At 68.7% G+C, this 20,197-nt stretch carries 20 protein-coding genes; 10 read left to right on the forward strand and 10 right to left on the reverse strand.

The genetic code is table 11. From position 1 onward, the window contains the following. Positions 1-2 precede the first annotated feature (2 nt). Both H4W80_RS38410 and H4W80_RS38415 read left to right on the forward strand, forming a co-directional pair. Positions 3-734, forward strand: coding sequence for a GumC domain-containing protein (locus tag H4W80_RS38410; protein ID WP_192789539.1), 732 nt, complete (start codon positions 3-5; stop codon positions 732-734). Further along, positions 731-2,137 (forward strand): O-antigen ligase family protein, encoded by a 1,407-nt coding sequence (locus H4W80_RS38415; protein WP_192789540.1) that lies wholly within the window; start codon positions 731-733, stop codon positions 2,135-2,137. Before H4W80_RS38410 ends, H4W80_RS38415 begins: the two co-directional genes overlap by 4 nt. Here the strand turns inward: H4W80_RS38415 and H4W80_RS38420 are convergent. Both H4W80_RS38420 and H4W80_RS38425 read right to left on the reverse strand, forming a co-directional pair. Continuing rightward, complete coding sequence (locus tag H4W80_RS38420; RefSeq protein ID WP_192789541.1) at positions 2,026-2,574, reverse strand: dTDP-4-dehydrorhamnose 3,5-epimerase family protein; 549 nt, start codon at positions 2,572-2,574, stop codon at positions 2,026-2,028. The two genes, H4W80_RS38415 and H4W80_RS38420, sit on opposite strands and share 112 nt — an antisense overlap. Positions 2,575-2,584: 10 nt before the next feature. Beyond that, entirely contained in the window at positions 2,585-3,508 is a 924-nt protein-coding gene (locus H4W80_RS38425) for a glycosyltransferase family 2 protein (protein WP_192789542.1), read from the reverse strand. A 107-nt stretch (positions 3,509-3,615) separates the two neighbouring features. Between H4W80_RS38425 and H4W80_RS38430 the strand changes: the two genes are divergently transcribed. Both H4W80_RS38430 and H4W80_RS38435 read left to right on the forward strand, forming a co-directional pair. Then, positions 3,616-4,428: a 2OG-Fe(II) oxygenase gene (locus H4W80_RS38430; RefSeq protein WP_192789543.1), complete on the forward strand. Its 813-nt coding sequence runs from the start codon at positions 3,616-3,618 to the stop codon at positions 4,426-4,428. Then, the gene (locus H4W80_RS38435; protein WP_192789544.1) at positions 4,428-5,351 is read left to right on the forward strand and encodes a right-handed parallel beta-helix repeat-containing protein; all 924 of its coding nucleotides are present in this window, start codon (positions 4,428-4,430) and stop codon (positions 5,349-5,351) included. The genes H4W80_RS38430 and H4W80_RS38435 overlap by 1 nt, the downstream gene beginning before the upstream one ends. A 350-nt stretch (positions 5,352-5,701) precedes the next feature. Here H4W80_RS38435 and H4W80_RS38440 read toward each other — a convergent pair whose 3' ends face one another. Then, positions 5,702-5,980 carry a hypothetical protein gene (locus H4W80_RS38440; protein ID WP_192789545.1) on the reverse strand — a complete coding sequence of 93 codons (279 nt, stop codon included), beginning with the start codon at positions 5,978-5,980 and terminating at the stop codon, positions 5,702-5,704. Positions 5,981-6,068: 88 nt separating this feature from the next. Between H4W80_RS38440 and H4W80_RS38445 the strand changes: the two genes are divergently transcribed. Continuing rightward, a complete protein-coding gene (locus H4W80_RS38445; protein WP_192789546.1) occupies positions 6,069-6,968 on the forward strand; it encodes a right-handed parallel beta-helix repeat-containing protein in 900 nt (299 codons plus the stop codon). Here H4W80_RS38445 and H4W80_RS38450 read toward each other — a convergent pair. From H4W80_RS38450 to H4W80_RS38470, 6 genes are all read right to left on the reverse strand, one after another. Continuing rightward, positions 6,965-7,621 (reverse strand): class I SAM-dependent methyltransferase, encoded by a 657-nt coding sequence (locus tag H4W80_RS38450; protein WP_192789547.1) that lies wholly within the window; start codon positions 7,619-7,621, stop codon positions 6,965-6,967. The genes H4W80_RS38445 and H4W80_RS38450 overlap by 4 nt on opposite strands. Before the next feature lie 58 nt (positions 7,622-7,679). Continuing rightward, a complete protein-coding gene (locus H4W80_RS38455) occupies positions 7,680-8,603 on the reverse strand; it encodes an NAD-dependent epimerase/dehydratase family protein (RefSeq protein ID WP_192789548.1) in 924 nt (307 codons plus the stop codon). Positions 8,604-8,663: 60 nt separating this feature from the next. After that, a complete protein-coding gene (locus H4W80_RS38460; RefSeq protein ID WP_192789549.1) occupies positions 8,664-9,710 on the reverse strand; it encodes a 2-oxoacid:ferredoxin oxidoreductase subunit beta in 1,047 nt (348 codons plus the stop codon). After that, positions 9,703-11,547, reverse strand: coding sequence for a 2-oxoacid:acceptor oxidoreductase subunit alpha (locus H4W80_RS38465; protein WP_185070064.1), 1,845 nt, complete (start codon positions 11,545-11,547; stop codon positions 9,703-9,705). The genes H4W80_RS38460 and H4W80_RS38465 overlap by 8 nt, the downstream gene beginning before the upstream one ends. 191 nt (positions 11,548-11,738) lie before the next feature. Beyond that, positions 11,739-11,828: a putative leader peptide gene (locus H4W80_RS64735; protein WP_350733556.1), complete on the reverse strand. Its 90-nt coding sequence runs from the start codon at positions 11,826-11,828 to the stop codon at positions 11,739-11,741. A 33-nt stretch (positions 11,829-11,861) separates the two neighbouring features. Next, positions 11,862-13,361, reverse strand: a complete 1,500-nt coding sequence (locus H4W80_RS38470) for a polysaccharide deacetylase family protein (RefSeq protein ID WP_192789550.1) — start codon at positions 13,359-13,361, stop codon at positions 11,862-11,864. Between the two features lie 189 nt (positions 13,362-13,550). Between H4W80_RS38470 and H4W80_RS38475 the strand changes: the two genes are divergently transcribed. From H4W80_RS38475 to H4W80_RS38495, 5 genes are all read left to right on the forward strand, one after another. Then, entirely contained in the window at positions 13,551-13,922 is a 372-nt protein-coding gene (locus tag H4W80_RS38475) for an NADH-quinone oxidoreductase subunit A (RefSeq protein ID WP_192789551.1), read from the forward strand. Between the two features lie 890 nt (positions 13,923-14,812). Further along, entirely contained in the window at positions 14,813-15,343 is a 531-nt protein-coding gene (locus tag H4W80_RS38480) for an NADH-quinone oxidoreductase subunit B (protein WP_192789552.1), read from the forward strand. Positions 15,344-15,804: 461 nt separating this feature from the next. Next, the gene (locus H4W80_RS38485; RefSeq protein WP_192789553.1) at positions 15,805-16,335 is read left to right on the forward strand and encodes an NADH-quinone oxidoreductase subunit C; all 531 of its coding nucleotides are present in this window, start codon (positions 15,805-15,807) and stop codon (positions 16,333-16,335) included. Further along, entirely contained in the window at positions 16,328-17,269 is a 942-nt protein-coding gene (nuoH, locus tag H4W80_RS38490) for an NADH-quinone oxidoreductase subunit NuoH (protein ID WP_192789554.1), read from the forward strand. Before H4W80_RS38485 ends, nuoH begins: the two co-directional genes overlap by 8 nt. Positions 17,270-17,326: 57 nt before the next feature. Beyond that, entirely contained in the window at positions 17,327-18,295 is a 969-nt protein-coding gene (locus H4W80_RS38495) for a hypothetical protein (protein WP_192789555.1), read from the forward strand. Positions 18,296-18,781: 486 nt separating this feature from the next. Here the strand turns inward: H4W80_RS38495 and H4W80_RS38500 are convergent, their stop codons facing one another. After that, positions 18,782-20,146 carry a serine/threonine-protein kinase gene (locus H4W80_RS38500; protein WP_192789556.1) on the reverse strand — a complete coding sequence of 455 codons (1,365 nt, stop codon included), beginning with the start codon at positions 20,144-20,146 and terminating at the stop codon, positions 18,782-18,784. Positions 20,147-20,197 lie beyond the last annotated feature (51 nt).

Genomic DNA, 20,197 nt, shown 5'->3' on the forward strand with positions numbered 1-20,197 from the left:
GCATGGACTTCTGGGCGACGGCGACCGTTCTGTTCAAGCGGTGGTACGTGACGATTCCGGCCTTCCTGCTCACGATCGTGGGAGCCGTCGGCGTCTTCGCCGTGGCGCCCAAGACCTTCATCTCCAGCTCGGCGCTCGTGCTCACCCTGCCGGTCACCGGCGGCAGCGTGCCGAGCGACCCCAAGTTCCCCAACCCGCGCACCAACCCGCTGGTCTCCTTCGACCAGGGGCTGAGCATGACCTCGTCGATCCTCATCCAGGCGCTGAACACCCCTGAGGCGGTCGCCAAGGTCGGCGCGCCGATCGGCGGCGACGTCACGCTCAAGATCACCAGCGGCGGCACCAACCCCGAGATGATGCCGGCGACCCCGTTCATCGTCATCACCTGCGAGGCGCCGACCGCCGAGCTGGCCCACGGCATCGTCGTGAAGGTCACCGAGCTGGCCAAGCAGGAGCTGCGCGCCCGCCAGCAGCAGGTCAAGGCGCCGCCCACCACCTACGTGAGCGCCACCGTCGTGGTGCCGCCCACCCAGCCCGACGAGAAGAAGGGCAGCCGGATGCGCAGCGCGGTGGTCACCGGTGCGCTGGCGTTCTTCATGAGCCTGTTCGCCGCCTTCGCGGCCGAGAGCTTCGCCCGCCGTCGCCAGGCGCGCCGCCCCATGCCGCCCGAGCTCGGGCTCTACGAGCCCGTCGCGAGCAACGGCACGCGCTCGCTGGCTGGACGCGAAGGATGACCGCGGCCGACCTGGTCCAGCGGCCGCTCCGGCGCGCCGACGGCGCCACGCTGGTCTGCTTCTTCGTCGTGGTCCTGCTGATGCTCCCGGCCCGCCTGGCGGTGGCCGGGCTTCCGCTGTCGCTCACGCCCGCCGAGATCATGGCTCTGGTGCTGGGCCTGGTGTGGGTGTGCGCGCAGATGATCAGTACGACCGGCGTCGCCAAGGGCGGCAACCCGGTCCGCACCGCGATCTTCGTGTACGGCATGATCCTGCTGGCGATCTACGGGTACACGACCTACCTGTACCTGCCGTCCGACGAGCTGAACCTCTCCGACCACACGTTCGTGCTCTACGCGGGCTACGTGAGCCTGCTGCTGATGGTCTGCGACGGCATCGACAGCCGCGAGCGCCTCGACTTCGTGCTCAAGGCGGTCGTGATCGGCGGCACGTTCGCGGCGATCGTCGCCCTGCTGCAGTTCAGGCTCGACTTCGACCTCACCAAGTACATGCAGATCCCCGGGCTGCGCCACTCCTCCGTCGAGGAGGTGCCGACCGTGATCTCCCGATCGGACCTGCGCCGCGTCGCCGGCACGCTCGGGCACCCGATCGAGTTCGGCGCGCTGTCGGCGATGCTGCTGCCGCTGGCCGCGCATCTCGGCTTCCAGGCGCGCAGCCGCGGCCAGGCCGCGAACCGCTGGTGGATCTGCGCCGTCATCATCGCGGCCGGCCTGATGTTCTCGGTCTCCAGGACCGCCGTGCTCGGCCTGGCGGGGGCGGGGCTGATCCTGCTGCTCGGCTGGTCCAACCGGCGCCGGATCGTCACCATCGGCGCGTTCGTGGTGTTCCTGGGCTTCATGAAGGTCCTGGCGCCGGGCCTGATCGGCACGTTCTACAACCTGTTCGCCGGCGCCGGCGAGGACAGCAGCATCATCTACCGCACCCACGACTACCCGTTCGCGATGCGGGAGGTCGACAAGAGCCCGATCTTCGGCCGGGGGCTCGGCACCTGGTACCCGTTCAAGCATCAGGTGTTCGACAACCAGTACCTGCTGTCACTGGTCGAGACCGGGGTGCTCGGGGTGCTGGGGTTCGTCGGCGTGATCGGGTGCGGGATCGTCGTGGCGCTCTGGGTCCGCCGGCTGAGCTCCGATCCGAACGTCCGCAACCTGGGCCTGACCATCGCCGCCTGCCTGGTGATCCCGCTGCTGGGAGCGGCCACCTTCGACCTGCTCTCCTTCCCCGGCATCACCAGCGTGATGTTCCTGCTGGTCGGCGCGGCGGGGGCGCTGCTGCGGCTGGAGCGCCGGGATCAGGCGGACAGGATGCTCCTGAGCTCCTTCCACGAGCCCGCCGACCTGTCGCGCTCGCTGATGGCGGTGACCGGCAACGGCCAGGGCAGCGCGAGGTCGGGGTCGTCGTAGCGGACGGCCAGGTCCTCGGCGGGGTCGTGCTCCCGGTCGATGCGGTAGCAGACGTCGGCGTGCTCGGTCAGCGCCTGGTAGCCGTGCAGGATGCCCGGCGGCACGTAGAGGTGCGCGAACGACACGTCGTCGAGCCGGACGGTGACGTGGGAGCCGAACGTCGGCGACCCCGGCCGCGCGTCCACCAGGAGGTCGAGCACCGCGCCGTGCGCGGCCCGTACCAGCTTGGCCTCGCCCCGGCCCGAGCGGCCGTGCATCCCCCTGATCGTGCCCAGGCGCGAGCGCGACTGGCTGTCCTGGACGAACGCGGTGTGGTCCAGCCCGTGCTCGGCGGCGATCGCGGCGTCGAAGGTCCTGGTGAACAAGCCCCGGTCGTCGTGGCTGGGCGTCGGCACGAACAGCAGCACGCCTTCGAGCTCCAGATGCTCGACTCTCATGGTGTTCCTCTCATCCGGGTAGGGTCCGCAGCCGGCGGGAGGGCCGCAGGAGGACCACGACCGACGCTCTGGCCGTGCGGCGGCCCGCGGCGGCCCGCATGGCCTCGCCGAGCAGGACGGCGAGATAGAAGCCCGCGCTCGCGATCCTGCCCCTGCGCCGCCGGAACAGCCGCACGCGGTTGACCGTGAGCAGCGCGGCCAGCATCGGGCTGGTCTTCGCCTCGCCGCCGATGTGCTCGACCACGGCGGCGGGCTCGTACCAGAGGCTCCAGCCCTTGTCGGCGGCCCGCAGCGCGTACTCGGTCTCCTCGCTGTAGAGCAGGAAGGACTCGTCCCACGGGCCGACCTCGGTGAGCGCCGCGGCGGAGATGAGCATGGCGGCCCCGGTGGCCCAGTCGGCGGGGCCCGGCCGTTCGTAGCGGCCGGGATCGACGATCATCTCGCCCAGCGTGCCGACGCGGCCCGCCAGGTTCCCGCCGAGCAGCGCCTCGGCCAGCGCGCGGCGTACGGCCGGCGTGCGGCGGAGCGAGTGGTGGAGCACGCCCTCGGTGCTGATCAGCCGGGGGACGGCGATGCCGGTGCCCGGACGGCCGAGGGCCCGGCTCAGCACGGCCAGCGAGCCGGGGCGCAGGCGGCAGTCGGGGTTCATCACGAAGACCGCGTCGAGCTCGTGGAGGTCGAGCGCCGCGATCCCGGCGTTGATCGCCGCCGCGTACCCGGCGTTCCTGCCCACTCGCACGGGACGCATGGGCAGGCCGGCGGCCTGTTCCGCGATGCGGAGCGAGTCGTCCTTGGAGGCGTTGTCCGCCACGACGACGGCGGCGAGATCCACCCCATCGGCGCCCTCGGGCAGAGAGGCCAGGCAACCGCCGAGGACCGGAGCGCTGTTGTAGGTCACGATCACGATCGCGACTCGGGGGCAGCCGGGCTTCACATGTCCCCATCGCGCCCCAGGATTGGAGCGTTACAGGTAACAGCTGACACCGCTGAGGCGATGAGGGGGGTAGGGGCCGCGGTGTCGTAGAGACGGAGACACATTTCATGCAGGATCTGCAGGCTTTCACCTTCCGCCGGGATGACCTCTTCCCGCTGGCGGACAAGTATTCCGAGCAGTTCCGTACGGCCTCGCCGTTCCGCCACGTGGTCATCGACGACTTCCTGCCGCCCGAGGTGCTGGAGCCCGTCCTCGACGAGTTCCCCGAGCCGCGGGACGCCACCTGGCAGCGGTTCGACACCGCGCGCGAGGTGAAGCTGGCGCTGGCCGACACCGAGCGCATGGGGCCGGCCACCCGGCACCTGCTGGCGGAGTTCAACAGCGGGGTGTTCGTCCAGTTCCTCGAACGGCTGACCGGCATCACGCAGCTCGTCTCCGACCCGCACTTCGAGGGCGGCGGCCTGCACCAGATCCGGCCGGGCGGCTTCCTCAAGGTGCACGCCGACTTCAACAAGAGCCGCAAGCTCAACCTCGACCGCCGGCTCAACGGCCTGCTCTACCTCAACAAGGACTGGGAGGAGAGCTACGGCGGGCACCTGCAGCTGTGGAACAAGGACATGACCGAGTGCGAGGGCAAGATCCTCCCGGTCTTCAACCGGTTCGTGGTGTTCGCCACGACCGATGACGCCAACCACGGGCATCCGGACCCGCTCACCTGCCCGCCGGACCGGGCCCGGCGCTCGATGGCGCTGTACTACTACTCCAACGGCCGGCCCGAGGACGAGACCACCGACGAGCACACCACGCTGTTCAAGCAGCGGCCCGGCGAGGCGTGGAAGAGCAACCTGCGCCAGGTCGCCAAGCGCTGGACGCCACCCGCGCTGGCCGACCTCGTCGGCGGCCGGAAGCCCACCGCCTAGTGAGGCCGTCCGCCATAGGCTGGTGTCTCGGCCTGGGCCTGGTCGTGCTGCTGACCGGGTGCCAGAACGGCGGCGCCCAGGACAAGCCGCTCGCCACCCAGTCGCTCGCCACGACCCCGACCACGTCCGCCTCGGCCCCGCCGCTGAACCCGGCCGAGCGGAGCTGGCCGGGGCCGGACAACACGGGCGTGCCCAGCAACGTGCCGCTGCGCGAATCCGGGTCCATCCGGGTGACCAAGAACGGCACCGTCATCGACGGCGTCGAGGTGACCGGCTACATCACGGTCGAGGCCGACGACGTGACCATCCGCAACACGCGCGTGCGCGGCACCAAGGGCTGGTGGGGGATCCTCCAGCGCGAGGGGCGCACCGGGCTGAAGGTCGAGGACAGCGAGATCTTCGGCAACGGCAAGGAGCGGACCCAGTTCGGCATCCTCAACCAGGGCAAGATGATCACGGTGCGCCGGGTGGACATCCACACGATCTCCAACGGCATCCTGACCCAGCAGGGCCTGGTCGAGGACTCGTACGTGCACGACCCGAAGTACTACTCCGGCGACCACACCGACATGATCATGTCGACCGGCCCGCCCGCCCCCGGCACCGAGCTGATCATCCGGCGCAACACGGTGATCAACACGCTGGACCAGACGGGCGCGATCGCGCTGTTCCAGGACTTCGGCGTGGTCAAGAACGTGACGGTGGAGGGCAACCTGCTGGCCGGGGGTGGCTGGTCGCTGTACGCGGGAGCCGGGGCCAAGGGCACCTCGTCGAACATCAAGGTGATCGGCAACGTCTTCAGCCGCAGGGTGTGGCCGAAGGGCGGGTCTGCAGGGCCGGTTTCATATTGGGATAAGGACGGGCCCGGAAATACGTGGCACAGTAACACCTGGGAAAACGGTGGTGCGGTAAGTCCGGGATGACGGCCTTTTTTGTGATCAATGCTGATCATTGAGAAAGCTGAGCTTTCTGGGAATTGAGGGGTAAAGGAGTCCTTTTCGGCAAAAAGCCCCTCTTAGTGCTTCCGGCATGGTTACTCTCTCCCCTTGGGGACTCGATGTGGCCGTGATCGGAAGGAGTCACCTGTGTCCAGGCATCGGCGGGGTACTCGAAGTAAGAGGCGGACCGGGTGGTTATCCCTGGCCGGTGTCTCCGCCGTGGCGGTGCTGGCAGGCGGGTACGGCGTCATCGCCTCTGATGTGCTGAAGCCGCAGGCGGTGCTGACGGACGCGAGCGGGGCACGGGCTTCGGCGTCACCGCGGGCCGCGGCCGGTCAGAAGTCCCGGCCGCGTCCCACCACCGAGAGCCCGCGGCCGCGGAAGACCAAGGGGCATTGGTGGTGGCCCCGGCCTACCAAGAAGCCGACCTCGCGGCCGACGCGCAGGCCGACGGAGACGCCGGCGCCCGGCGATTCCGAAGCTCCGGCCGTGACGCCCATCAAGACGCCGACCCTGATCTCCTCACCGACGCCGAGGCCGACGAGGACGAGGACGCCCACCCCTCCTCCCGTGACGCCCACCCCTCCTCCTGCCACGCCGACTCCTCCCGCCACGCCGACTCCTTCTACGACGCCGACTCCTCCTCCCGCGACTCCGACGGTGACGCCGACCCGGACCCGGACCCCGACCGCGACTCCAACGGTGACGCGGACCCCGACGCCGACCGCGACTCCCACCAGGACGCTTCCCGGCACCCCCACGCAGACGCCCCCTCGTACTTCCACTCCCACTCCGACGAAGACGCCGACGACCGCCCCGCCGCCGAGCGGTGGCTGGCCCGGACCGGGGAACACGGGCGTCCCCGAGGGCACCGAGCTGGTCCGCAAGACCGGCTCGATCGTCATCAAGGAGGACGGCAAGGTCATCGACGGCTGGGACGTCACCGGCGACATCACGGTCGAGGCCGACAACGTGACCATCCGCAACACCCGGGTGCGCGGGCAGACCGACTACTGGGGCATCCTCCAGCGCGAGGGCTTCTCGGGCCTCAAGGTCGAGGACAGCGAGATCTTCGGCAACGGCAAGCAGCGCACCCAGTTCGGCATCCTCAACCAGGGCAAGATGATCACGGTGCGCCGGGTGGACATCCACACGATCTCCAACGGCATCCTCACCGACCAGGGCCTGGTCGAGGACTCGTACGTGCACGACCCGAAGTACTACTCCGGCGACCACACCGACATGATCATGTCCACCGGCACCGCCGCCGCCGGCACCGAGCTGATCATCCGGCGCAACACCGTGATCAACACGCTCGACCAGACGGGCGCGATAGCGCTCTTCCAGGACTTCGGCGTGACCCGCAACGTCACCGTGCAGGGCAACCTGCTGGCCGGGGGCGGCTGGTCGCTCTACGCGGGCGCCGGCAGGAAGGGTCTGTCCTCGAACATCAAGGTGATCGACAACGTCTTCAGCCGCAGGGTGTGGCCGAAGGGCGGCTCCGCCGGCCCGGTGTCGTACTGGGACTCCAACGGGCCGGGCAACGTCTGGAAGGGCAACACCTGGGAGAGCGGAGGCGCGAGCGTGCTGGCCGCGGACTAGCTGCGGATCGCGATGACCGACTTCACCAGCCCGGCCAGCCGCTCGAAGCGGATCTGGGACTTGGGGAAGTAGTGCCGCATCTCGGTCACGCTCAGCAGTTCGACCTCCATGGCGATCATCCGGGCGGCGTCGCGGTCGGAGGTCGGGGTGTGGACGAGCGGCCAGCGGCGCAGGATCGTCGTCCGCGCGGCGAGCGGCAGGAACTGGAACCCCGGGAACAGGAAGTGCGGCTCGACCGGGAAATAGCGGTAGGGCGTCTGCACCCAGTGCCGCTCGGCCATCTCGTGGACGGTGTCGGCGAAGCGCTGCCGGCGCTGGTGCCCGCCGACGTGTTCGATGACCGCGTTGGAGAAGACCAGGTCATAGCGCGCGCCACGGATCGCGGCCGGCAGGTCGCAGGCGTCGGCGACATCGGCCCGCAGCCATCCCGGCAGGTCGGTGGGCGGCTGCTCGAGGTTGACGATGTGTACGTGGGCCGGCCTGACCGGGGCGCGCATCCAGGCCCCGGCCGTGCCGCCGAGGTCGAGCACGTTCATCTGGTCGAGGTCGGGGAACCGGTCGGCGAACCATTGCCACCTTCGCGCCCGCGCCTTGGCCCCCAGCGAGTCCGGAGCGTCCACGAAACGGCTGCGCAGGGCATTAAGACGGCTCATAAAGGCGCTCCTCGGGCCAGACAAGTACCCCTATGCTCGCAGAATTATGCCGGCCGGGCTAAGCGTGCGATTCTTTGTGACATTCTTGCGACGCGTACCAATCGACAGTTCGGCGCAACCCTTCGTCCAATTCCGTGACAGGACGCCAGCCGAGCCGGTCCGCGGCCGGTGCTATGTCGCCGACCTGCGTAATATCGTGCGGGCGATCAGGGGCGGCGCCGAATTCGGGTCGCGTGTCCGTGCCGGTGATCCGATAAATCCGCTCGACGACCTCATGGGCCGGGGTCTTGACGCCGGTGCCGATATCCAGCGTGTGTCCGATGGCTTTGTCTGTTTCGCCCGCCAGGACGAACGCGTCGACGACATCGTCCACGTAGATCCAGTCGGCGAGCTTGGCGGCCTTGGTGAGCCGGGGGTGCTGGCCCCGCAGCAGGCAGAGCGTCACGTACGGCACGAGCTTGGTGGTGTCGGGCTGGGCGGGCCCGTAGACCATGCTGGGGCGCAGGACGGTGACGGGCAGGTCCCAGAGCCGGTGGTAGAGCTGCGCGTAGCCGGTGGCGGCCCACTTGGACATCGCGTACGCCGACGACGGCGGCGCCTGGTCGTTGCCCGGGCGCGGCTCCTCGATGGAGCCGGTGAAGACGGTCTTGATCCCGCGTTCGTGCGCGGCGGCCAGCACGTTGACCCCGCCGATGACGTTGCTCTCCAGGGTGGCGCGGAGGACCTCGTCACCTCTCGATCCGGTGACCTCGCCGGCGAGGTGGAACAGGAGCGTCGGCCGTACCGACCGGAAGAGCCGCGTCGTCGCGTCGGCGTCGCTCAGGCTCGTTACGTGCCAGGTCTCGCCATGGCGAGCCTGTTGGGGGCGGCGGCTGACGGCGTGCACCTGGGCGCCGAGCGCTCGTAAGCGCGTCACCAGGTGTGAGCCGATGAATCCGGCCGCCCCTGTCACGAGCACCACGGTCTCCGGCCAATGCAGCATCGTGGATTGACCTCCGTGGGAGATGGAGCCGTCACACCGACGGCTCCATCTAACCATCAACTAGCCGATGCGCCAGGTGTCTCCACCCAGGAGCAGCTCGCTCAGGTCGCCGGGGCCCTTCTGCGCCACGGCCTCCTCGAGCTGCCCGGCCATCAGCACGTCGTACGCCGGCCGGTCGACCTGCCGGAAGATGCCGATCGGCACGTGCTCGAACGCCGGCTCGTCCAGCCTGCTGAGTGCGAAGGCCACCGACGGGTCGGGGGAGTGCGCGTCGTGCACGAGGATCTGGTCCTCGCTCACGCCGTCGCGCGCCACCACCTCGATGCCGCCGTTGGCCGCCCGCACGACGGCCTTGGAAGCGCTCACGATCGGCTGTCCGTGCTCCAGGCGCAGCGTGATGTCGTCGCGGACCTCGGGGTCCTTGAGCTGCTCGAAGGCGTTGTCGTTGAAGATGTTGCAGTTCTGGTAGATCTCCACCAGCGACGTGCCGCGGTGCGCGGTGGCCTCGCGCAGCACCGACTGCAGGTGCTTGCGGTCGGAGTCGATGGTGCGGGCCACGAACGACGCCTCGGCGCCGAGGGCCAGCGAGATCGGGTTGAACGGCTTGTCCAGCGAGCCCATCGGCGTCGACTTGGTGATCTTGCCGACCTCGGAGGTGGGCGAGTACTGGCCCTTGGTCAGCCCGTAGATCCGGTTGTTGAACAGCAGGATGTTCAGGTTGACGTTGCGGCGCAGCGCGTGGATCAGGTGGTTGCCGCCGATCGACAGCGCGTCGCCGTCACCGGTGATCACCCACACCGACAGGTCGGGCCGGGAGGCGGCCAGCCCCGTCGCGATGGCGGGCGCGCGACCGTGGATCGAGTGGAAACCGTACGTGTTGAGGTAGTACGGGAACCGCGACGAGCAGCCGATGCCCGACACGAACACGATGTTCTCGCGCTTGAGCCCCAGCTCCGGCAGGAAGCTCTGCACCGCGGCCAGGATGGCGTAGTCGCCGCAGCCGGGGCACCAGCGGACCTCCTGGTCGGACTTGAAGTCCTTCAGGGTCTGCTTGGCGTCGGTCTTGGGGATGAGCGACAGGCCCTTCCCGTTAACGAGCTCAGTCACTGTCGATCACGTCCTGGATGACTCCGGCCAGCTCCTCGGCCTTGAACGGGAGCCCGCGCACACGGTTGTAGCTGATCACGTCGACGAGGTAGCGGGCCCGCAGCAGCAGCGCGAGCTGGCCGAGGTTGATCTCGGGCAGCAGCACCTTGTCGTAGCTCTTGAGCACCTCGCCGGTGTTGGCCGGCAGCGGGTTGAGGTGGCGCAGGTGGGCCTGGGCCACCTTGCCGCCGTTCCTCCTGATGCGGCGGACGGCCGCGGCGATCGGCCCGTACGTCGAGCCCCAGCCGATGACCAGCACCTTCGCGTCGCCGTCGGGGTCGTCGACCGCCAGCTCCGGCACGTCGATGCCGTTGATCTTCGCGGCACGCGTGCGGACCATCAGGTCGTGGTTGTTCGGGTCGTAGGAGATGTTGCCGGTGCCGTCGGCCTTCTCGATGCCGCCGATGCGGTGCTCGAGGCCGGCCGTGCCGGGGATGGCCCACGGGCGGGCCAGCGTCTCGGTGTCACGCTTGTACGGCAGGAACTCGCCGTCGGCGCCGTTGGGGGCCTCGGTGAAGGGCTGCGAAATATCCGGCAAGTCGGAAACTTCGGGCAGGCGCCAGGGCTCCGAGCCGTTGGCCAGGTAGCCGTCCGAGAGCAGCATGACCGGGGTGCGGTACTTGACCGCGATCCGGGCGGCCTCGATGGCGGCGTCGAAGCAGTCGCTCGGCGACATCGGCGCCACGATCGGCACCGGGGACTCGCCGTTGCGGCCGAACATGGCCATGAGCAGGTCGGTCTGCTCGGTCTTGGTCGGCATGCCGGTGCTCGGCCCCGCGCGCTGCACGTCCACGATGATCAGTGGCAGCTCCGTGGTGACCGCCAGGCCGACGGTCTCCGCCTTCAGCGCCACACCCGGACCGGACGTGGTGGTCACGCCGAGCGCTCCGCCGAACGCGGCCCCGAGCGCCGCGCCGACGCCCGCGATCTCGTCCTCCGCCTGGAAGGTGCGGATGCCGAACCGCTTGTGCTTGCTCAGCTCGTGCAGGATGTCGCTGGCCGGGGTGATCGGGTAGGAGCCCAGGAACAGCGGCAGCTTGGACTGCACGCTGGCGGCGATCAGGCCGTACGCGAGGGCCTGGTTGCCGGAGATGTTGCGATAGACGCCGGGGGCGAGCTGGGCGGGCTTGACCTCGTAGGAGACGGAGAACGACTCGGTGGTCTCGCCGTAGTTCCAGCCCGCCTGGAAGGCGGCGATGTTGGCCTTGGCGATGTCCGGCTTCTTCGCGAACTTCTGCTCGAGGAACTTGACCGTGTGCTCGGTCGGCCGGTGGTAGAGCCAGCTGAGCAGGCCCAGCGCGAACATGTTCTTCGACCGCTCGGCGTCCTTCTTGGACAGCTCGAAGCCCTCGAGGGCCTTGACGGTGAGCGAGGTCAGCGGCACCGCGTGCACGCGCCACTCGCTGAGCGAGTCGTCCTCCAGCGGGTTGGCGTCGTAGCCGACCTTCTGCAGGTTGCGCTTGGTGAACTCGTCGGTGTTGGCGATGATGTCCGCGCCTCTGGGCAGGTCGCCCAGGTTGGCCTTGAGGGCGGCCGGGTTCATGGCCACGAGCACGTTCGGCGCGTCGCCGGGCGTGAGAATGTCGTGGTCGGCGAAGTGGAGCTGGAAGCTCGACACACCCGGCAAGGTGCCTGCGGGCGCGCGGATCTCGGCGGGGAAGTTGGGGAGCGTCGACAGGTCGTTGCCGAACTCCGCCGTGCCCGCGGTGAAGCGGTCGCCGGTGAGCTGCATGCCGTCGCCGGAGTCTCCGGCGAATCTGATGATCACGCGGTCGAGTTGCTGGACCTGCTTGTTCACAGCGCCTCCCTCGTCAGTGCTGTGAACGGAACTCGACTGTGCTCATTGGTGCCCTCGCTGCGCTGGGTCACGGCTCAGTCCTCCTCGACGCCCGAGGCGCGGTCGCCCGGGGCGCGTTCTCTGTATCCATGCTAGATCCTCGGAAGGTCACGCGTTTGCATCCCGCGCATAGCGGGTAAACGCGGTCAAAGTCAGGGTGAGGTGGGAGAACGACGACACAGCCCGGACGCGAGCCTGCAGAGGTCCACATGCAGGCGGGCGTACAGAACGGTTCGGGTCACGAGCGCCAACTATACGTCCCCCCAATACGTGTCCTACGTCAGGGGGCGCTTACCCGGCAGCTCGCTCCCCGACCGGTACAGGTGTCCGGCCTGCATCCCTGCCGAGCCGTACAACTCAGGAACGGTGACGAAGCTGTAACCCTTCCCGCGCAGCCGTTTGAGGATGTCCGGAACGGCGTCAACGGTTTCCCGGTGGATGTCGTGCATGAGAATGATCGCACCTGGATGCGCCTTGCGCACGGCAAGGTCTGCGATGTCGCCCGCTTTATCTGCGAAGAGATCCTTGACGTCGACGTCCCAGTCGACCAGGGCCAGCCCCAGCTCGGCCGCGACGTCGCGCACGGCCTGGCTCGCGGTCCCGTACGGCGAGCGCGCGAGCGTCGGCCGCTGCCCGATGGCGGTCGTGACCGCGTCCTCGGTGCGCGCGAGCGAGTCGGTGATCCTGCTCGTCGCCTGTTTCGACAGGTCCTTGTGGTCCCAGGTGTGGTTCCCGACGAGGTGCCCTTCGGCGCTCATCCTCTTGACCAGGTCGGGCTGGGCGGCGGCGTTGGAGCCGACCACGAAGAACGTCACCCTCGCCTGGTCTTTCCGCAAGATGTCCAGCAATTTCGCCGTATAGGGTCCGGGGCCGTCGTCGAACGTCAGCGCCACACACTTGGCCTTGGCGCAGTCCACGGTCCCCGCCTGGTTGCTGACGGCCTCCGGGCTCTCCGACGGCGCCCTCTTCGCCGCCGCCTCCCGCACGCTGTCCCGCACCTTGTCCTGCGCGCTCCTGGCCGCTTCCCGAACGCTGTCCTGCGCCCGCCGCCCGAACTCGGACAGCAGCGGACGTACCCGCTCCATCGGGATCGCCACGGCCAGCCGCCCCAGCGAGCACGGCCCGATCTGGCAGTCGTCGAACTCGACCACCAGATCCCCGCCCCGGTTGAACGCCATCGAGTCGAACCGGTCGCCCGCGGCGGTGACCTCCTCCCGCTCGACCTGCGACCCGCGCCCCTTGAGCTGCTCGCGCACCAGCTGGGAGAGCTGCCGCAGGGCGTGCTCGCCGTCGAGCAGCCCGGCCGACTCCGCGACCTTCCCGCTGCGCCGGTCGAACCAGTACGTATGTGTTGAGTAGGCCCAGCCCGCGCCCTGGAACTCGCCCGTGCGCAGCCGTACCGCGATCGCCTGGGCGGAGGCGGCGGCGAGCTGCCAGTCCACGTTCAACTCGGGCCGCTGGTAGGCGGCGCGGCCTTTGGTCCGCCCGCCGAAGTCCCGCCACTTCCGCTCGGCCTCGGCGCGCAGGGCGCGGTTGAGCGCGGGGGCGTTCCGGAACTCGGGGTAGCTGATGTGCACATATCGGCTGCCGGCGTAGTGGCCGTCGGTGAGCGTCCTGGTGGACAGGCCGGCAACGGCCGCCGGGTCGACAAAGTCGATCATCGTCGGCTCTGCCGGGACCACGACGCCCCTCTCGGGGGACGCGGCCGCCAGACCGCAGGCGGTCGCCGAGAGGGCCAGCAGAGCGATTCCGGAAAAGAATCGCAATTTGTGCATGAATGTCAGGGTATGGGGCTGATCTTGCTATTTACCCCGTCTTGACGTGATCACGCCCGAGCCTTTGACCGGCGCGGGTACCCGCCTGCCTGGCCCTACGGGCGCTTGTGACTCATTGATCGGGGTTTGTGGGGGATTCCTGAGCTTTGATCCGGTTCGTGATGGGGATCCCGGGTTACGATCTCACTCATGGAGGGCTACTTCGAGTCCTACGTGCTCGTCGCCGCACTGCTCGCCATCGGCGTCGCCATCGTGGCCGGCGCCCTGATGGCCAACCGCCTCCTCCGCCCGACCCGCCCAACCCCGGACAAGCTGACGACGTACGAGTGCGGGGTCGACCCGGTCGGGGAGGGATGGGCGCAGTCGCAGGTCCGCTACTACGTCTTCACGTACCTGTATGTGGTGTTCGCGGTGGACGCCGTCTTCCTGTTCCCCTGGGCCACGGTCTTCGACGCACCGGGCTACGGGCTGACGACGCTCGTGGAGATGTTCGTCTTCCTGGGCTTCATCGCCCTCGGCATCCTGTACGCCTGGCGCAAGCGCGTACTCACCTGGACCTGACCGAGCTGACAGGGCCCTCGACGTCGTCTCGACTTGCGCCATCCCCTCACCTCGACCTCCCACTTTTACCTTCACCCTGTGTTCACTTTTACCTGCACCCCGGTGTTAACTCCCACCTCACCTGCCTTAACCTCCACCCCACCTTCGCGCCTCCATCCCCTTGGCGCCTCCCACCGCCTGCGCCCGCCTGCCACCGCCTGCGCCCGCCTGCGCCCGCCTGCCACCGCCTGCGCCCGCGTTCCCTCCCTGGCGCCCCACTCCCGCTTCCGCTCCGGGCCCCCGCCCCGCGACCCCGCATTGTCTCCCCCTGCCGTAGCCGAGCCTCTGCTGCGCCCGCGCTCTGCGCCCGCGCTCTGCGCCCGCGCTCTGCGCCCGCGCTCTGCGCCCGCGCTCTGCGCCCGCGCTCTGCGCGCTCCCGCGTCCTGCGCGCTCCCGCGTCCTGCGCGCTCCCGCGCCCGCGGAATCCACGTCCCCACACCAGCCCGCCCCATGCCTGCGCAAGCCCTGGCCCGCCCCCCTGCACCCCGGTCTTGCCGGATGCCCCGCCCGCGATCCTGCGCCAGCCCGGCCCGCACTCCCCGCCTCGTCTTGCCCGATGCCCGCCCCGAGAGAGCCTTGCCCCACTCGCGACCCCGCTAGAAGCCCAGCACCGTCCGCTTCCCGTCAGCGTCGAGCCCTCCGCCCGCCGATAAGTCAGCTCCACCCACTCCGCCCACCCTGCTCGACCTGATCAGCGCGCGGAGGCCGAGACGGCCGCGCCAACACGGTGTCCTCCGCATCACGAAGACCCCCGAAAAACCGCGACAGCCCCACCAAGCCAAGAACTCCCCAACCACCCCCCAACCGAAGATTCCTTTGCCTGACCTGCGATCCGCGCAAGAATGGTCAACATGGCAGCAACAGACCTCCCGATGCCCACCGTGGGCCCGATCTCCAGGTTGGCGCCCAAGCCGATGCGCTTCGTGCTCAACTGGGGCCGGCGCTACTCACTGTGGGTGTTCAACTTCGGGCTGGCCTGCTGCGCCATCGAGTTCATCGCGACGTCGATGAGCAGGCACGACTTCATCCGTTTCGGCGTGATCCCGTTCGCGAACGGCCCGCGCCAGGCCGACCTGATGATCGTCTCCGGCACGGTCACCGACAAAATGGCCCCGGCCGTCAAGCGGCTCTACGAGCAGATGCCCGACCCCAAATACGTGATCTCGTTCGGAGCCTGCTCCAACTCCGGCGGCCCCTACTGGGACTCCTACTGCGTGACCAACGGCGTGGACCAGATCATCCCCGTCGACGTGTACGTCCCCGGCTGCCCGCCGCGCCCAGAGGCCCTCCTGTACGGGATCATGAAGCTCCAGGAGAAGATCGCCGACGAGAAGCTCAGCGACCGGTACGTGTGGTCCCGCTCCCACGGGGAGGACGCGTGACCACCGAGGGAACTCCGGACCGCCCAGACAACACCTCCGAGCCCTCGAACGCCTCCAACCCCCACGACCGGCAGCCACCCGAGCACCCCGAGACCCGCCCACCCGCACAGCCGTCCGAGGGGTCCGGAACTCACTCGTCCGAGCAGTCCGGGACTCGCCCGCCCGCACAGCCGTCCGAGCAGGCAGGGGCTCGCCCGCCCGCACAGTCGTCCGAGCAGCCCGAGACCGGCCCACCCGCACAGCCGTCCGAGGGGTCCGGAATCCACTCGTCCGAGCAGTCCGGGACTCGTCCGCCCGCACAGTCATCCGAGCAGCGCGAAACCCGCCCGCCCGCACAGCCGTCCGAGCAGCCCGACCCCCGCCCATCCACCCAACCGACGGACGACGGCACCCACCAGCCGACCCAGCCGACACCGCATCAGCCATCCGACACCACCGGCCTCCCTGGCGGTCTTGCCCAGGTGGAGGCCCGGTTCGGGGACCGCGCCGAGATCTCCGAGTCCTACGGCGACACCACGATCGACGTGCCCCCCACCGACTGGATCGAGCTCCTGACGTTCGTTCGAGACGACCTCGGCTACGCGTTCTTCGACTGGCTGACCGGCGTGGACGACCCACCAGACGCCTTCCTCGTCGTGGCCCACGTCTACAACTTGACCGCCGGAGCAGGCCTGCTCCTCCGCACCCGCGTACCCCGCGAAGACCCCCACCTCCCCACCGCGGTAGGCGTCTACCGGGGCGCGAACTGGCACGAGCGCGAGACGTACGAGATGTTCGGCGTGATCTTCGACGACCACCCCTACCTCGTGCCCCTCCTCCTGCCCGACGGGTTCGAGGGCCACCCGCTCCGCAAGGATTTCATCCTCGCCGCCCGCGTGGCCAAGCCGTGGCCCGGCGCCAAGGAGCCCGGCGAATCGGGACATGGCGCACCGAGCCGCCGCAAGACGCTTCCGCCAGGAGTTCCAGCCGACTGGGGGCCGCCCGATGCTTGAAGTGGTGCTGAGCTTCGTCGTCATCCTCATCGTGTTCCTGGTTCTGCCGCTGATCGTCGGCCAGACCGAGCACAAGGTCATGGCTCACATGCAGTCGCGGCTGGGCCCCATGTACGCGGGCCGTTTCCACGGCTGGGCGCAGCTCATCGCCGACGGGGTGAAGTTCGCGCAGAAGGAGGACGTCATCCCGGCCGCGGCCGACCGCCGCATTTTCATGATCGCCCCCGGCGTGGCGCTCGTCCCGTACCTCGTCGTACTGATCGCCATCCCCATCGACCGGGGCCGCGTGGCCGTGAACCTCGACCTCGGCCTCTTCTTCGTCCTCGCCGTCATGGGCGTCGGCGTCCTCGGCTCGATCATGGCCGGGTGGGCCTCGGCCAACAAATACTCGGTACTCGGCGGCATGCGTTCGGCCGCCCAGCTCATGTCGTACGAGCTGCCGCTGGTCCTGGCGGCCTCCTCCGTCGCCATGGCCGCGGGCACGCTGTCGATCCCCGGCATCGTCGAGGCGTGGCAGTGGTGGTGGCTGCCGTGGCAGGCCGTCGGCGGCGTCGTCTTCTTCCTCGCGGGGCTCGCCGAGCTGCGCCGACCCCCGTTCGACATGCCGATCGCCGAGTCCGAGATCATCATGGGCCCGATGACCGAGTACACGGGCATGCGCTTCGCGCTGTTCATGCTCTCCGAGTACGTCGGGATCGTGGTCCTGTCGTTCCTGACCACCGTCCTGTTCCTTGGCGGCTGGCACGGCCCGTTCCTCCCCGGCTGGCTGTGGACTCTGATCAAGGTCTTCGCGCTGTCGTTCGTGGTGATCTGGCTGCGCGTCACGTTCCCCCGGCTGCGCGAGGACCAGCTCCAAAAGCTCGCCTGGGCCGTCCTGGTCCCCCTGGCCCTGGGCCAACTGGCCCTGACCGGCATCATCAAGGTTCTCGTCTAGAATCGAAACTTTAGGTTCGCTTTATTCGTCGTACCTGGGCAAGGGGCCTTGGGGGGTATGACGGTGGACCATCTTGTCCCGATCTCAGGCGCGACAGAGGGCGAACTCCGCCCGGAAACCGTTCTGACATCACACGGCCGAACCTTGGTCGTCACCGACAATGCTTCAGGCCATTCCGTACGCGTGACACCCGCAAGTCTCTACCACTACAACTGCCGGCAGGTCACCGCCAAAACCGGCCAGCTCCAACTCGTGCAAGGCATAGCAGCCCTGGACGCGGACGGCCTGGTCCTGCTGGACCTGCCGGGCGAGTGGCACAAGCCCGACCTCGACCTTTTCGCGCACAGGGCAGGCATTCCGTTGCTGGACGCCCGCTCCTACCCACCGGCCCGCGTACGCGCGGTCCTGGCAAGCCGCGCCCCCGGCTGGCAACGCCTACGCGGCCTCCGGCCGTTATTCCCGCGCAAATGGCACAAGCCGCTGGCCATTTGCGCGGGAATCGCAGGCATGGCCCTCATGGCCTACCTCGCGTCCCTGGGAATGTGGGCCGCCTGGCGCGCCGTCTCGTCACTCGGCCGCTTCCTGCTAGAAATATTCGAATCGAAATGGCTGATGGTCGCCTTCAGCCCCGCGCTGCTGGTCCTACGTCCCGTCTTCGGCCGAACAAACCGCTGGCAGGTACGCAGGGGCACCCTCCTGCCCTCAGCGGGCCGCGGCGGACCGTACCTCAAAGCAAATTCCTCCGGCAAACTCCAGATCTTCCACGGCACGGAGCTCACGGCCACCCGGCAAATCGGCGCATCCCCACGCGAAGCCTTCAGCTTGCTCCTCTATCAGTACGACAGCCTCACCGGCCTCTTCATCCTCGACGTGGCCGGGAGCCCCCTTTACCACCTCCCGGGCCACTGGCTCCCCAAACACGCCCACACCTTCACGAAACGCCACAACCTCTCCCTCGCCGTACACCGCATCTCCCGCGAGGAGTACCTCAACCTCACCAGAACCACCAAGGAAGCCACCCCCTGACGCCCGCCAGGCTCAGCAGCCCCAGAGACGCCAATCCGACCCTCGAACTCCGGGACAGCAGCTCCACCAGGCGAAGCCACACCCTCGCAACTCCGGGACAGCAGCTCGAGTCACGCCAAGCCGCCCTGGACAACTCCGGGGTAGCAGCTCCACCAGGCGAAGCCACCCCCTCGCGACTCCGGGGCAGCGGCCCGAGTCACGCCAAGCCACCCCGGACAACTCCGGGACAGCAGCTCCACTAGGCCAAGCCGCACCCTTGCAACTCCGGGGCAGCAGCTCCACTAGGCCAAGCCACACCCTTGCAACTCCGGGGCAGCAGCCCGAGACACGCCAAGCCCCTCGACGACTCCAGATCAGCAGCTCCACCAGGCCAAGCCGCCCCCTCGCAACTCCAGGGCAGCGACGCCCAAGCGCGTCACACAGCAACCGACAAAACCCATCCCGCCCAAGATCAGGAGCCCGGAGGCCACCCTGGGCGGCGATAACTCAATGCACGATCGCCAGCATCACATCAGATGCCGAAGGCCGATCCTCCGGCCGCTTGTTAAGACAAGACCCCACAACCCCCCGCAAAGCAGACGGTAACGGCGACAAGTCCGGATGAAGCGTGAGCACCCGGTTGAACACGGCAGGCACGGTGTCCTCCCCGAAGGCCGGCCGCCCCGTAGCCGCGAACATGATCGTCACAGCCCAGCTGAACACATCGGAAGCCGGCCCCACGGCCTCCCCGGTCAGCTGCTCAGGCGACATGTACGGCGGCGTCCCGACCATCTTCCCCGACGTCATCGTCACTTGATCCAGTGCCCGGGCGATCCCGAAGTCGATCACCCTGGGCCCGTCATTCCCGATCAACACATTGCTCGGCTTGAAATCACGATGCACGATCCCCGCCTTGTGGATAGCCGCCAGCGCTCCGGCTGTGGATAACGCCAGTCTGGTCAGACTGTCCTCATCACGCGGCCCGTGCTTCTTGACGAGCTGCTCCAGCGAGGGCCCCTCCACGTATTCGCTGACAATGTAGGCGTGCTGCCCGGAGATGTTCACGTCGAGCACACGGGCTGTGGAAAACGTCGCCACCCGCCGCGCCGCGTCCACCTCCCGCGCGAACCTGGCCCGCGCCATCTCATCGACGAGATCATGCAGGACCTTCACTGCCACCCGCGTCCCGTTGGGCGCCATGGCCAGGTAAACCGCGCCCTGCCCACCGCGGCCGAGCGACTGGAGCACCCGATAGTGCCCGATCCACTCAGGCTCTCCGGGACGCCGCGGGCGCGACTGGGGCTCGGTCGTACGCCGCCGGTAGTTCTCAGCAGGGCCGTGACCTGGCGGATGAGTGTCGGCGAAGTCGGGACGCCGCTGGTACGTCTCCGCCGAAGCGGGACGCGGTCGGTGCGCCTCAGCAGGTCGGGGATGCCGCTGATAGGGGCCGGGCTCCTGATGCCCATGGTGATGGGAGGGCGAGGTCGTCCTCTGGTGCAGATCCGTGTGCTGCGGATGCACCGGCCTCTGGGGCGGCGGCCGAAGCCGCGCCCGCACCATGATCGGCACCAGGAATCCCGAGTGAATGGCCCCGCCGAGCCAGCTGATGAACAGACCCACCGAGACCAGCGCGGCCAGTGGATCGGGGATGTCTTCAAAGGTGTCGTACGCCAGCGCCGAGATCACGAACGAGCCGATGCAGACCAGATACGCGGACGCCGCGAAGACCTGCCAGATGCTCCGCAGCCAGAACGCGGCGAACCCGATGGTGAACGGGGTCGCCAGCCCGCACGTGAACAGGGGCAGGCAGGCCCAGACGACGGCGGCCGCCCAGGCCCCGCCACCGGGACGGACCTGATGGCTCTGCTGCATGGCCGAGAGACTATCGCCCCGGCACGGTTCATACCGGGCATGCACACAGCT

This window comes from Nonomuraea angiospora, from assembly GCF_014873145.1.
Lineage (GTDB): Bacteria > Actinomycetota > Actinomycetes > Streptosporangiales > Streptosporangiaceae > Nonomuraea > Nonomuraea angiospora.